This is a genomic window from Pseudorhodoplanes sp. (genome assembly GCF_050250235.1).
Taxonomy (GTDB): Bacteria; Pseudomonadota; Alphaproteobacteria; order Rhizobiales; family Xanthobacteraceae; genus Pseudorhodoplanes.
Genome location: NZ_JBFWPA010000026.1, coordinates 1 through 12,929 on the forward strand (window position 1 = coordinate 1; position 12,929 = coordinate 12,929).

Consider the following 12,929-nt stretch of genomic DNA (forward strand, 5'->3'; position numbering starts at 1 on the left):
CCAGCACCCAGTCCCTGGTCTTCGCGGTTCCGGATTGCATCGCGGTGCGGGCCGGCTTGTAGATGCGTGCGGTCATGCGGCTCGCGGTCCCTCATTTGCCCGGCGGAGCGGATGGTCGGGGCAGCAGGATTCGAACCTGCGACCCTCTGCTCCCAAAGCAGATGCGCTACCAGGCTGCGCTATGCCCCGAACCGGCCGTCATCGCGGCATGAATAGGGATTTTGTGGCACCGCCGCAAGCGGGGTCCGGCGCGCCTGGCGCGATCGCGGTCGGTGGGGACCGGAAGCCGCCGCACCGCCGCCCTGTCGCTATGGGCTGGAGAATAACGGATGGGCGACCTTGTCCCCGGCCCTGATGCCGAGCTTTTTCGTCGTGCCGCCGATCACCTCGAGCACGCCACGGACCGGTCCTCCCGAAGCGATGGTCTTCTCGGACAGCGGCACGGTATTCTCCGCGATGCGCCGGATCGTGCCATCGCCATTGATGAACAGCATGTCCAGCGGAATATAGGTATTGCGCATCCACATCGAGACATCCTGATCGGGCTTGAAGTCGAACAGCATGCCCTTGCCTTCCGGCAGTTCCTTCCGGAACATCAGGCCCTTCTGGCGCTCCTCGTCGGTCCTTGCCATTTCGACGCTGAATACATGGACGCCGTCCTTGGTGACGATCTCAAGCGTGGTCTCTTCGGCCGCCCGGAGCGAGCCACTGGCCAGTACCAGACCGAGCAGCGCCGCCAGCCACCACGCTCCCCAGCCGCGAAAATACGGCCACATCACAGAGCGCAGCGATCTCTGCAGATGAGAAGACCGTCGGGGATGCGGAGATGGTTGAAAAACCGAAGATGTCACACGAACCGCCTTGCTGAGCACCCGATTGCACAAGCCGAGCGCGAACCATGCGCCGCAGCCTGCGTCAATGCGAGGCGGGTCCGTGCGGTCCGCCATCGGGCTGCACTTCGGCAGCCATCAATCCCTTGGGTCCCGGACCGAAACGGACCAGCACGGTCTGGCCGGGGCGCAGCTCGGTCATGCCATAGCGGCGCAGGGTCTCCATATGGACGAAAATGTCCGGAGTTCCGTCGCCGCGTGTTAGAAAGCCGAACCCGCGCAACCGATTGAACCACTTGACCATCGCGCGCTCAAGACCCGAGGTCGCGGTCACGGTGACGTGAGTGCGCGGCGGCGGCATCTGTGCCGGGTGGATGGCGGTGCTCTCGTCCATCGAGAGAATGCGGAAGGCCTGCATGCCCTTCGGACGGCTCAGCGCCTCGCAGACCACGCGCGCACCTTCATAGGCGGTCTGGAAACCGTCCCGGCGCAGGCACGTCACATGCAAGAGGATGTCCGCGGAACCATCATCGGGAATGATGAAGCCGAAGCCCTTCGACACATCGAACCATTTGATCGTACCAGAGATTTCGATCAGGTCCGCAGCGGATTCATCCGCCACACCCGCACTACGATCTGGCACCAGATCGTAACTTGCACCGGACAACTTTGGCCCCATATCGCCGGACGCCATGACCGCCGCGCCGCCGCTTGCTTTAGCGTCTCTTCCGAACGCTTGAAACGAATCTCTTGCAAGCAAGACTAACACTGACGCGGGTCTGGAAAAGCGGAAAATGCAAGCCGCGCACCGTTACTCTCGGGCCTGTGCAAAAGTTTCTTGACACGAATCAGTGAGCAATCAGAAACGCCAGCGCGTCGCCGATATCATTCCGAACCACAAGATCGGCGATTGAATCGAACTCGGTCGGCTCTCTGTTGATGATCACAAGTCGCGCGCCGCTCTTTTTCGCCTGAAGCGGAAAGCCTGCGGCCGGCCATACCACGAGCGAGGAACCGATCGCGATGAACAGGTCACAATCCCGCGACCACGCTTGCGCGCGCTGCATCGCTTCGGCCGGCATCGCCTGGCCGAACGAAATGGTCGCGGTCTTGATATAGCCTCCGCAATCGCAATCGGGCGCGCGACCGCCGGCCGACTCGAACTTCCGCCGCACATCGGACAATTCGTAGGTCCTCGCGCAATCGAGGCAGGTTGCGAATGTTGTATTGCCGTGCAGTTCGACCACATCCTCCTGCCGTATGCCCGCGGCCTGATGTAGATTGTCGATATTCTGCGTGATCACGCCGCGCGCCTTGCCGGCGCGATAGAGCGACGCAAGCGCAAGATGTCCGCGTGTCGGCCTGGCCTTGCCGAAATATTCCTCCATCGCAAAGCGTCGGCGCCAGGCTTCATCGCGCATGTCGCGGCTCGCCAGAAACTGATCGAACGGGATCGGCTGCGTCGTGGTCCACAATCCGCCCGGCGACCGGAAATCGGGGATGCCGCTTTCCGTCGAAATGCCGGCTCCCGTGAATGGCACGACACGGTCGGACGCATCCACCAACGCGCGCAATGCCGCGCTCGCCGTCTGAAGGTCTGGAGCGATCACGCCGGCGGAACTCCCTGTTAGCCTGACGATAACTTCGTCCAGGATTATCGCAGGCGCGCGGCGTGCGGCGCAACGGCCCGATCTCGCCTCGCGCGCGCCGACCTGCTACACCGCTGCCACCAGACTTCGACACGGAACCGGACCCATGCGCTATCTCCACACCATGTTGCGCGTGCGCGACCTCGACGCCGCGCTCGACTTCTACTGCAACAAGCTGGGCTTGAAGGAATCCTTCCGCCGCGAGGACCCGAACGGACGCTATACCTTGGTGTTCCTGATGGCGCCGGGCGATCAGACGGTGATCGAGCAGTCCCGCCGCATGGGGCGTCCCGGTCCGCTGATCGAATTGACCCACAACTGGGACACCGAGGATTACGGCGAGGCCCGCCATTTCGGCCATCTCGCATTTGAGGTCGACAATATCTACGACACCTGCGAGCGGCTGATGAAGGCTGGCGTCACCATCAACCGGCCCCCGCGTGACGGGCAGATGGCGTTCGTGCGTGCCCCCGATCGCCAGTCGGTCGAATTGCTGCAGAAGGGCAATGCCCTGGCCCCGAAGGAACCCTGGGCCTCGATGCCCAATTCCGGGCATTGGTAGCGGGCAGATTTTGCGCATCGGCGCGAAACCGCGCCTTGCCTCGCAGCGCAAGCCTCACTATACAACGCCCGGCCCTTGCCGGCCGGTCAGCGCCCATCGTCTAGCGGTCCAGGACGTCGCCCTTTCACGGCGAAAACAGGGGTTCGATTCCCCTTGGGCGCGCCATTCCCCTCGAGCAGGCTGATGGCTGTGGGAAACGATGCACTCATCAAGAGCCTGCCGAAATGCGAGCTCCACATTCATATCGAAGGCAGCCTCGAGCCGGATATGATGTTCGCGCTGGCGCGCCGCAACGGCGTCGCCTTGCCCTATGCCTCGGTCGAGGAAATCCGCCAGGCCTACCAGTTCCGCAACCTGCAGGATTTCCTCGATGTCTATTACCAGGGCATGTCGGTCCTCATCACCGAGCAGGACTTCCATGATCTCGCCTTCGCCTATCTGCAGCGCGCGCATGCCGACAATGTCCGCCATGTCGAGATGTTCTTCGATCCGCAGGGCCACACCGGCCGCGGCATCGCCTTCGCGACCGTGATCGACGGGCTGTCAAGGGCGATCGCCGAGGCCAAACAGACGCTTGGCGTGTCGGCCAGCCTCATCATGTGCTTCCTGCGCCATCTCGATGAGGACAGCGCCCAGAAGACGCTGGATGCCGCCCTGCCGTTCCGGGAGCGGATCGCCGGCATAGGCCTCGATTCCTCGGAGGCCGGCAATCCGCCCGAAAAATTCGCCCGAGTGTTCGCCCGCGCCCGCGATGCCGGCTTCTTTCTCACCGCGCATGCCGGCGAGGAAGGGCCCGCAAGCTATGTCTGGCAGGCGCTCGACATTCTCGGCGTCAGCCGGATCGATCACGGCAACCACGCGATGGATGACGCGGCGCTGGTGGGGCGGCTGGCACGCGAGAAGATGGCGCTGACCGTCTGCCCGCTCTCCAACCTGCGGCTGCGGGTCATCGACGAAATGCGGCATCACCCGTTACGGCAGATGATGGACAGGGGACTGATGGTCACCGTCAATTCCGACGATCCGGCCTATTTCGGCGGCTATGTGAACCAGAATTATCGTGCCGTGTCGGAGGCGCTTGCGCTCTCGCGCGACGAGATCGCTGCCATCGTACGCAACGGCTTCCACGCCTCGCTCATGAGCGAAGCCGAAAAGGCGAAGGCGCTTGCGGACATCGATCGCGTGCTTGCCGCGACGGAATGAACGCAGTCGCGGGCGTCATCCGGCGCCGAGATACATCGCAATTCCGAAATACAGGGCGCCCAGTCCCAGAACGATTGCCGTCGAAAGCACGGAGGCGCTGATCACATCGATCGTCAGCCAGCGCATCAGAACCATGGCGCCGCCGGCCACGAGCGCGGCCAAGAGCGCATACCCCAGAACGGCCGCAAGGACGGCTTCCATCGCTCTATCTACAGCCTCAGGACAGCGCGCTTCAAGTCGGGCCGCTTGCGGCGGTCCACTCCGCCGGTCAATCGATCAGCACCCGCATCCCGCACCGGCCGGCAAGCCGATCCGATGAATTCCGCATTCGGTGCGGCCGGACTCGCGCCACCGTCCGGCGCGCGGCGCCTCGCCCTCGCGGGTGCGGCTGGTGCAGGGCATGCAGCCGACCGAGGAGAAGCCCAGCTTCTCCAGCGGATGGCGCGGCAGGCCCTCCGCTTCGAACACCTTCTCGATGTCCTTGCGGGTCAGCGACGCCAGCGGATTGAATTTCAGCAGCCGCCCATCGCTCTCGACATGGGCAATACGTGCGCGGGCTTCGCCCTGGAAGCGCTTGCGTCCGTTGATCCAGCCGTCGAAGCCGCCGAGCGCATCCGACAGCGGGCGCACCTTCCGAATGTGGCAGCAACTCTCCGAGTCGCGCAGCCACAGATCGCGCGCAGGGTCGCGCCGCTCCAGCAGTTCGAACTGGGGCGTCAGCGAGCGCACATCGGTGAGCCCGAAGACATCGACCAGCCGGTCGCGATAGTCGAGCGTCTCCTCGAACAGCATGCCGGTATCGAGGAACAGCACCGGCAGTGCCGGATCGACATCGGCGACATATTTCAGCAGCACCGCCGATTCGGTCCCGAACGACGAAACGATGGCGAGCCGGTCCGCCGGCAGTGCCTCGACCGCCTTTTCGATCACCGCAGCCGGCGACGCGGAGGCGAGCGCCGCGTTCAGGCGGGCGACGCGGACGCTCAGCGGATCGAGGGCATTCATCAGGCAAGCTCCGTCACGGCATGACGCAGCCTTGGACCGGCGTTCCGGCGATGGCGCAATGCGCCACGCTCCCCGTCCGCGGCAGGCTGATAGAACACGTCGTATCGCTGCAATGCGTCGCAGAAAGCCTGGGCGTCCTCGGGCTTGCGAACCTCGAAGGCATTGAAGCCCGCGCGGCGCAGAAACAGAAACTGGTCGCGCAGCACATCCCCGGTCGCCCGCAATTCGCCGCCGAAACGATAGCGCTCCCGAAGCGCGCGGGCCTGGCTGTAGGCACGGCCGTCCCGGAAAGTCGGAAAGACCAGCGCGACCAGCGCAAGCCGGCCAAGGTACGGCGCGAGTTCGGCGACATCGCGATCGTTCGGCCAGATCACCCCGGTCGCGCCCGGACGCCCCGCAATACGTTCGGCGCCTGCAAGAAATTGCGCGGCAGGCAACAGCACCGCGCCCTCTTCCGGCACGGACGCGTCGTCGGCGATCCGCCGGTAGCGATCCTCGACCTGCTCGGCATTTCTAATGAGCGGCATAGACGCGTTCCTTGAAGGGCTCGACCCCGATCCGCTTGACCGTCTCGATGAACAATTCGTCGGGCCGCGCCCGCAATTCGACATAGGCCGCCACGATGTCCTCGACCGCGTCGGCGACCTGTTCATAGGGGACCGCGGGACCAAGCAGCATGCCAAGTTCGGCCTTCTCGTCGGCGCGGCCGCCGAGCGTAAGCTGGAAGAATTCCTCGCCGTTCTTCTCCACGCCGAGAATGCCGATATGCCCGACATGGTGATGGCCGCAGGCATTGATGCAGCCGGAAATATTGATGTGGAGACGTCCGATGTTGCGCGCGGACGCGCTGTTGCGGAACCGCTTGCTCAGTTCCTGCGCGACCGGGATCGACCGGGTGTTGGCGAGGCTGCAATAGTCGAGGCCGGGGCAGGCAATGATATCGGACACGAGCCCGACATTGGGAGTAGCAACGCCGAGCGCGTCGAGCGCGATCCAGAGCGTGTGCAGGTCACGCTGGCGCACATGCGGCAACACCAGATTCTGCTCATGCCCGACCCGGATTTCTCCGGATGAATAAAGCTCTGCAAGATCGGCGATCGCATCCATCTGGTCGGCGGTGGCATCGCCGGGCGGCCCGCCGGCCGGCTTGAGCGACAGCGTCACGATCGCATGTCCCGGCACCCTGTGCGGCGCGACCGCGGTCCGGTACCAGGCATCGAAATCGGCGTTGGCGGCGCGCGCCGCCTGCAACGACGCGGTCTCTTCCGGCAACTTCTCGTAGTCGGGATAGACGAAGCGCGAGGCGATATCGGCAATCGCTGCATCCTCGAGCGAAAGCGCGCCGTCCCGCATCGCGCGCCATTCGTCCTCGACCTCGGCCGCGAACTTTTCGGCACCCTGCTCGTGGACCAGGATCTTGATTCGCGCCTTGTAGATGTTGTCGCGCCGTCCGTAGAGATTGTAGACCCGCAGGACCGCCTCGATATAGCTCAGCAGGTCGCGCTTGTGCAGAAACGGCTTGATGGTCTTGCCGATGAACGGCGTGCGCCCGAGGCCGCCACCGACCACGACCTCGAAGCCGACTTCGCCCGCTTCGTTACGGTGCAGCCGCAGGCCGATATCGTGCACACGGATGGCGGCGCGGTCGTTATCGGCCGCCGTGACCGCGATCTTGAACTTGCGCGGCAGGAACGAGAATTCCGGATGCATGGTCGAATGCTGCCGCAGAATCTCGGCATAGACCCGCGGGTCCTCGACCTCGTCGCGCGCAACGCCGGCCCATTGATCGCTGGTGACATTGCGGATGCAATTGCCGCTGGTCTGCATCGCATGCAGATGGGACTCCGCAAGCTCCGCCAGCACGTCCGGCATGTCTTCCAGCTTGATCCAGTTGAACTGGATATTCTGGCGGGTGGTGAAATGTCCGTAGCCGCGGTCGTAGCGGCGCGCGACCCGCGCGAGCGTTCGCATCTGGCCGGACGACAGCGAGCCATAGGGGATCGCGACCCGCAGCATGTAGGCGTGGAGTTGCAGATAGACGCCGTTCATCAGGCGCAGCAGCTTGAACTCGTCCTCGGAAAGCGCACCCGACAGGCGCCGGGCGACCTGATCGCGAAACTCCGCGACACGCTCCGCCACCACTGCGCGATCGAACTCGTCATAGACATACATGGCTCAGGCTGCCTCGCTGCCCGGCAAAGCGAAGGTTGGTCCGGCAACGCGAATCCGTTCGCGCAAATTGCCCGGCCTGATCTCGCCGGCCTCGATGACGACGGGGGCCACGTAGGCGCCGACCGCCTCGATGTCGCTCGCGTTCGCTTCCCTCAGCAGCGCGGTCGCGGTGTCCGCCTGCGTCGTGACAGCGGCATCACGCAGCAAGGTCGACCAGCCGCGTGCAGCGGTGCGGTACACCACGGCGCCGTCGGTCAGCCGGTTGCCGGTGATCACCACCGGACCCTTCACCTTGAGCCTCTGCTGCTGCGGCGCGGTCATGCGGCCATCTCCAGAAGTTCGACCGCTTCCTTCCATGCGCGGGAATGGGCGACCACATCACCAACCACAATCAGCGCCGGTCCCTCGCCCGCTGCGGCCGCGAGCGCCGGCAATCGCGACAGCGTGCCGGTGACGCTGCGCGAATCCGGCCGTGTGCCGCGCGCCAGCACGGCGACGGGTGTCTGCGGATCGCGGCCGGCCGCGACCAGTCCGTCGCGCACGGAGGCAGCCGCCGTGAGGCCCATATAAATGGCGACCGTGGTGCTGCGATCGGCAAGTCCGGACCAGTCGATGTTCTCTGCGCCCGCGGCGGTATTGGCGGTGATGATCGACAGCCGCGTCGATTCCTTGCGGAAGGTCAGCGGCAACCCCGCTTCCGCCGCGCAGCCGAGCGCCGCGGTGATGCCGGGGACGATCGTCACTGTGACACCCGCAGCTTCCAGCGCCTGGCATTCCTCGCCGCCGCGTCCGAAAATGAAGGGATCGCCACCCTTCAGCCGAACGACATTGCGGCCGGCCTTCGCCTCCGCGATCAGGCGGCTGTTGATGGCGTCCTGACCGATGCCGGGCTGGCCCTTGCGCTTTCCGACATGAACGATCTCGGCATCCCGTCTGACACGGGCGAGGATTGCCGACGACACCAGATCGTCTGTCAGAACGATGTCCGCCGATTGCAGGGCATGAAAGGCTTTCAGCGTCAGAAGGTCCGGATCGCCGGGACCCGCGCCGACGATCTGCACGTGGCCCTGCTGCGGAGAACCCAGTCCGGCCCGGTCGACTTCGATGATGAGGGCCGCCTCCGCCTTGGCGCTGCGACCCGACAGAAACAGCGCGCCGATCGGCCCGTCGATCACCCGCTCCCAGAATTGCCGGGTCGAAAAGCCGCGATGGCGCAAGGCGTTGAGCCGTTCGCGATAGCGGCCCATGAGGCCCGCGAATTCGCCGATGCGCTCCGGCAGAACTTCCTCGATCTTTTCACGCAGCCGCCGCGCCAGCACCGGCGAGGTGCCGCCGGTGCCGATCGCGACCACAACATCACCGCGATCCACGATCGAGGGGAATATGAAAGTCGAAAGGTCAGGCCGGTCGACGATGTTGACGGGCAGATTCATCGCTCTCGCCTGCCCGGCCAGGCGTTGGTCGGTCGCGGCGCCCGCCGATGCCACGAGCGCCACCGCACCAAGGAAATCCTCGCTTGTCGGCAACCCGATCCGCAGGTCGACACCCTCTGTTTCGTCAACTTCAACGTCATCGTGCGAAAGCACATGCCAGCGGACCAGCGCACCTGCTGCTTTCAGTATCCGAAGTTTCGCCAGCGCCTGCGGCCCCATCCCGACCAGCATCACAGGCCCGTGCGTGAGGTCGAAGAACAGCGGCAGAAAACGCATCGCGGGCTCCGTTTGCGCTGGCGCGCCAAGGACATGTGACCGCACCCTATATGGCACCGCCCGCACGGAATGTTCTGTCGAAGTTCAACGCGAAGATGGAATAGGTCTCCTTGCAATACGCGCGGCGCAGAAGAGCCGTTCTGTTGTTTCCAGCCGCCGGATGCAAAACCGGAAAAGCGAAAGCCCCGGCCGGAGCCGGGGCTTGCTGACACATTCGATAACGGCGTTATTGCTTCGGATTTGCCGGGCCAGACGGCGCGGTCCGATCGGCCGGTACTGCATTCGGTGTCGAAGGGGCTGGGGCGGTCGAAGACGCCGGCGGAGTCGATGGCGCTGGCGCAGTCGAAGGCGTGGATTGCCCGGTGGTGGCGGCCGGTGGCTGTGCGGTATCCGCCGTCCGGTCATCGCCGCCCATGAAGCTCAAGGCGATGATGAGCACGACAACCACCGCAACGCCGCCAATTACCCAGCTCCAGTTGAACCCGCGATTGGCCGCATAACCGGCTTCGTTCACGGCAGGGCGTTTCGGGTCCATCCGGTTGGGATCGTAGTCGGACATTGATGATCTCCTTCCTGAAAGGTGCCGATCACAGGCACGCCGCGTCAACCGTCGAACCCTTGCGTTGTTCCAGCCAGGGTTTCGCGCTCGGCGCGTCCTGCGCATCACTCGCGATGATCCGATTGCGCAGATGTAGCTGGTCGATTGCGAGCAATGACCCTCGCCGAGGGCGCCAGACGTCCTGGTGAATACCCGGTCGGCAGCTTGTGGAACCTGTTTCGCAGTCGGGAGTTGCCTTGCGGAACACCACCCATGTCCCAGCGGAGATGCCGGCCGGCTGATCGCGGTCGCTGCTATTTTTCGTGAGCCCAGGAGAGACTGATGAATCGGATCGCCCTCACCGCAGCCGCTCTGCTCGTCACTGCAGGCGCGGCTTCCGCGCAGCTTCAGGAACCGGGTAATGCCAACAAGGATCTGACGACGTGCCCCGCGGCTGGCACCGGACAGACCACGGGAGCAGCCTCGGACGACGCCAAGGCGGTTGAGAAGAGCGCGATCCTTCCCTCAGCCGGGGGACATGAACAATCGGCCGCGCCGACGGTACAGCGCAACGGACAGGCGGTCGAAGCACGCACCGACTGCCCACAGGACGCTCAGCAGCCGAAACCGAACGGCTAGGGGATTGCGGTGTTCCCGGCAGCGCGCAACGGCATTGCGCGTGCGTCGGGCCGCACGCGTTCAGTTTACGCGGATATAGTCGAACTGCAGACTGGTGTTGCTGTGGCCGCTGACCTTGCAGGTTGATTCGTTCACATTGGGCCTGCGGCCCGAAATCGTGACCCTGCGATCCCCATTGGAGACCTGACCGGTCACGCCATACGGAAACGAACCGCAGCGGCTGGTATGCACATAAGCCGTGCCCTGGTAGCGGCTTCCGGAGCGGCTTCCGGAAAACACCAGGCTGCCCGGCCTGGCGCGGACCGACCCACCGGACTGACACAGATAGAACTTCCGCGCCGGACTATTCGGCAGACCTTCCAAAAACGCTACGCCCCCCTGGACGCTCCACAGGCTGCCGCGACCCTTGCACACGCTCGGCTCCGCAACATTGTCCTGCCGTCGCTCCTCGCGCCTGGCATCGTCCTGTTCCCGCTGCCGGCGTTGCTCCTCTTCGATTGCCGCTCTGCGGCGACGATCCTCGTTCTCGATCTCCCGTTGCCGCCGCTGCTCGTCTTCAAGCGCCTTGCGCCGGCGCTCGTCGTCCTCGCTCCGTCTCCGTCGCTGTTCTTCCTCACGGTCAAGGGCTGCAATCCTCGCATCGGCAAGCCCGGCGAAATTGCATCGCGAAAACCGGTTACGATGGTCAACGAACGCGCCTCGCGTACCAATTGACTCGGTGCTGCGCCAATGTTCCGACGCGCCGCCACAGGGATCTTGCGGCTGATCCCGCTGCGGTTCGGATATCTGCGGAGCGGACTGTGGCCTTGCCCCCCTCTCGACAAGGTAGAAGTCACCGATGATCTCGTCGTAATAGGCAGGCGTCTGCAGATGCCCGACCTTCTGGGCCAGATCCTTCACTGTCGGCTGCACCTGCTTGGCCAGCGTAACGAGGCTGAGGTCGGGACGCTGGAGCAGCGGAACCAGCGTTCGCGTGAACACCGAATTCGGATTGGGATCGTCGGTCGACAGGCTGTCGAGCGAAAGCTGCTTCGCGCCGGCCGAAAACATGATGAACGTTCCGTGGGCCTTCATCTCGGCAAGGCCGGCTTTCAGGTTCAAGGAGCGCTTGCCTTCGTCGTCGAAAGGTTCGCGGCATGCATCGAATACGGCGATGACGGCACGGGCGCCACGATTCTGAATCGATGACAGAACCTCGGAGGCATTGAACGAGGCATCTTTCAGCGGCCGTTCCGGAAGGCGCCGGCCCTGCTTGTCGACGGGAGTGGGAAAGTCCTTCGGCAGCAGATAATTGGTTCCGCCGAAATCGACGCCGTGGCCCGCGAAGAACAGGAATACCACGTCGCCGGGCGATACCTGCTGCTCAAGCGTGCCGAGCGCGTGGCTCATCTGGAACTTGGTCGCGTTCTCAAGATAGGTAACCGAGAAGTTGATGTTTTCGAGAGCCTTGCCGACAGCCCTCGCATCATTGACAGCGTTCTTGAGTTGCTTCGATTTCGGAAACTCGGAATATTGGTCAATTCCGATCACGAGTGCGATGCGTTTCGAGGCCATTGCCTCCGACGCCTGCAGCAACCAGACAGCCATGGCGCAGGTGACAAGAGCCACGATCCTCCGCAAACAGATCGGCAATCCCATACCCACGCGCTTCCCGCTCAGATCCCAAGATAGCCCAGTTTCTTGACCCACGCCGGAACCCGCCCTTGCCGGCGGCATTGTTCCTTAACACTAAATTTTAATGAATCGGCGCGCAATACTGTTCCGTGCAACCATCGCGTCGCCCACCCCGTATGGCCTGGAGTGAGTCCCGTGAAAATGCTGTCGCTTTCACTGCTGGCGGTTGGCGCGATCACCTGGGCCGGGCTGGCGCAGGCGATTGAAGCCGAACCATCCGACGACACCGCACCGGCCGTCGTTGGCGCGGCTGCCCCGACCTCCCCGCCGATTCTCTCGCGGGAGAAATGGCGTGCCAAGCCGGCGCTGCCGGGGCTCAAGCCGCAGAAGATCGGCGGAATTATCCTGCATCATACCGCGGTGCGCAAAAATCCAAGGGTCTCGATCGAAAACAAGATGCGCAACCTGCAGTCCTTCTCGCAGCAGCCCGGGAAGGTCTCGGCGACCCACTCCAAGCCGGCCTGGCCCGACGTCCCCTATCACTTCTACGTGGATTTCGCCGGCCGCATCGCCGAGGGACGCGACGTCAATTTCGCCGGCGACACCAACACCAACTACAAGCCGGCCGGCTTCGTCCAGGTCGTCGTCGAAGGCGATTTCGAGAAAGAGACGCCGGACCCGGCCCAGCTCGCAGCCCTGCGCGAGCTTCTGGTCTGGCTGTCGCTGAGATTCGACGTTCCGCCGCAGAAAATCACGATGCATCAGAATCACGCGGCGACATCGTGCCCCGGCCGCAATTTCAAGGCAGCCCTGCCTGCGCTGCTGGCGCAGGTGGAAATGCGAAGGCGCAAGGCCGTGAACGAATTCTGCGCGGAATCGCTTGAAAACCGGCGTACCCCGATCTGCGAGGAAACGGCGTCGCTGCCGCGCGATCGCGCCGGTATTGCACGTTAGGCCGGCTTGCGCTTGGTTGCGGCGATCAGCCGGATTGCGTCCGCATGGATTCGC

17 protein-coding genes and 2 tRNA genes are annotated in these 12,929 nt (G+C 64.0%); 5 read left to right on the plus strand and 14 right to left on the minus strand.

Annotation, left to right across the window (positions count from 1 at the left end; translation table 11 throughout):
• The 5 genes from AB7F49_RS13690 to AB7F49_RS13710 form a co-directional block, all read right to left on the minus strand.
• Positions 1-76, minus strand: a 76-nt coding sequence (locus AB7F49_RS13690) for an NADH dehydrogenase ubiquinone Fe-S protein 4 (protein ID WP_428523316.1), incomplete at its 3' end; no start/stop codon positions are given.
• 36 nt (positions 77-112) lie between these two features.
• Positions 113-189, minus strand: a tRNA-Pro gene (locus tag AB7F49_RS13695).
• A gap of 119 nt (positions 190-308) precedes the next feature.
• Positions 309-776 carry a DUF192 domain-containing protein gene (locus AB7F49_RS13700; RefSeq protein WP_428523181.1) on the minus strand — a complete coding sequence of 156 codons (468 nt, stop codon included), beginning with the start codon at positions 774-776 and terminating at the stop codon, positions 309-311.
• A 139-nt stretch (positions 777-915) separates the two neighbouring features.
• On the minus strand, positions 916-1,524 hold the full coding sequence (locus tag AB7F49_RS13705) for a cold-shock protein (protein ID WP_428523183.1): 609 nt from the start codon (positions 1,522-1,524) through the stop codon (positions 916-918).
• Between the two features lie 154 nt (positions 1,525-1,678).
• Positions 1,679-2,440 (minus strand): SIR2 family NAD-dependent protein deacylase, encoded by a 762-nt coding sequence (locus AB7F49_RS13710; RefSeq protein ID WP_428523185.1) that lies wholly within the window; start codon positions 2,438-2,440, stop codon positions 1,679-1,681.
• A 145-nt stretch (positions 2,441-2,585) separates the two neighbouring features.
• Between AB7F49_RS13710 and AB7F49_RS13715 the strand changes: the two genes are divergently transcribed.
• The 3 genes from AB7F49_RS13715 to AB7F49_RS13725 all read left to right on the plus strand — a co-directional run bounded on the left by AB7F49_RS13715 (position 2,586) and on the right by AB7F49_RS13725 (position 4,244).
• Complete coding sequence (locus tag AB7F49_RS13715; RefSeq protein WP_428523187.1) at positions 2,586-3,041, plus strand: VOC family protein; 456 nt, start codon at positions 2,586-2,588, stop codon at positions 3,039-3,041.
• An 89-nt stretch (positions 3,042-3,130) separates the two neighbouring features.
• Positions 3,131-3,206 (plus strand) — tRNA-Glu (locus AB7F49_RS13720).
• Positions 3,207-3,224: 18 nt separating this feature from the next.
• On the plus strand, positions 3,225-4,244 hold the full coding sequence (locus AB7F49_RS13725) for an adenosine deaminase (RefSeq protein ID WP_428523188.1): 1,020 nt from the start codon (positions 3,225-3,227) through the stop codon (positions 4,242-4,244).
• A 15-nt stretch (positions 4,245-4,259) separates the two neighbouring features.
• On the opposite strand, the gene AB7F49_RS13730 is transcribed toward AB7F49_RS13725, so the two are convergent.
• The 8 genes from AB7F49_RS13730 to AB7F49_RS13765 form a co-directional block, all read right to left on the minus strand.
• Positions 4,260-4,445 (minus strand): hypothetical protein, encoded by a 186-nt coding sequence (locus AB7F49_RS13730; RefSeq protein WP_428523189.1) that lies wholly within the window; start codon positions 4,443-4,445, stop codon positions 4,260-4,262.
• Positions 4,446-4,520: 75 nt separating this feature from the next.
• The gene (locus AB7F49_RS13735; protein ID WP_428523190.1) at positions 4,521-5,249 is read right to left on the minus strand and encodes a phosphoadenylyl-sulfate reductase; all 729 of its coding nucleotides are present in this window, start codon (positions 5,247-5,249) and stop codon (positions 4,521-4,523) included.
• Positions 5,249-5,776 (minus strand): DUF934 domain-containing protein, encoded by a 528-nt coding sequence (locus AB7F49_RS13740; RefSeq protein WP_428523191.1) that lies wholly within the window; start codon positions 5,774-5,776, stop codon positions 5,249-5,251. The genes AB7F49_RS13735 and AB7F49_RS13740 overlap by 1 nt, the downstream gene beginning before the upstream one ends.
• Entirely contained in the window at positions 5,763-7,421 is a 1,659-nt protein-coding gene (locus AB7F49_RS13745) for a nitrite/sulfite reductase (protein WP_428523193.1), read from the minus strand. Before AB7F49_RS13745 ends, AB7F49_RS13740 begins: the two co-directional genes overlap by 14 nt.
• Positions 7,422-7,424: 3 nt before the next feature.
• Positions 7,425-7,742, minus strand: coding sequence for a DUF2849 domain-containing protein (locus AB7F49_RS13750; RefSeq protein WP_428523195.1), 318 nt, complete (start codon positions 7,740-7,742; stop codon positions 7,425-7,427).
• Positions 7,739-9,130 (minus strand): siroheme synthase CysG, encoded by a 1,392-nt coding sequence (gene cysG, locus AB7F49_RS13755; protein WP_428523197.1) that lies wholly within the window; start codon positions 9,128-9,130, stop codon positions 7,739-7,741. The genes AB7F49_RS13750 and cysG overlap by 4 nt, the downstream gene beginning before the upstream one ends.
• Before the next feature lie 226 nt (positions 9,131-9,356).
• The gene (locus AB7F49_RS13760) at positions 9,357-9,689 is read right to left on the minus strand and encodes a hypothetical protein (RefSeq protein ID WP_428523199.1); all 333 of its coding nucleotides are present in this window, start codon (positions 9,687-9,689) and stop codon (positions 9,357-9,359) included.
• 28 nt (positions 9,690-9,717) lie between these two features.
• Positions 9,718-9,843: a hypothetical protein gene (locus tag AB7F49_RS13765; protein WP_428523201.1), complete on the minus strand. Its 126-nt coding sequence runs from the start codon at positions 9,841-9,843 to the stop codon at positions 9,718-9,720.
• A gap of 167 nt (positions 9,844-10,010) precedes the next feature.
• On the opposite strand from AB7F49_RS13765, the gene AB7F49_RS13770 reads away from it, so the two are divergent.
• On the plus strand, positions 10,011-10,307 hold the full coding sequence (locus AB7F49_RS13770) for a hypothetical protein (protein ID WP_428523203.1): 297 nt from the start codon (positions 10,011-10,013) through the stop codon (positions 10,305-10,307).
• 60 nt (positions 10,308-10,367) lie between these two features.
• On the opposite strand, the gene AB7F49_RS13775 is transcribed toward AB7F49_RS13770, so the two are convergent.
• Positions 10,368-11,915, minus strand: coding sequence for a caspase family protein (locus AB7F49_RS13775; RefSeq protein ID WP_428523205.1), 1,548 nt, complete (start codon positions 11,913-11,915; stop codon positions 10,368-10,370).
• A gap of 207 nt (positions 11,916-12,122) precedes the next feature.
• On the opposite strand from AB7F49_RS13775, the gene AB7F49_RS13780 reads away from it, so the two are divergent.
• Positions 12,123-12,875, plus strand: coding sequence for a peptidoglycan recognition protein family protein (locus AB7F49_RS13780; RefSeq protein ID WP_428523318.1), 753 nt, complete (start codon positions 12,123-12,125; stop codon positions 12,873-12,875).
• The last annotated feature ends 54 nt before the right edge of the window (positions 12,876-12,929 follow it).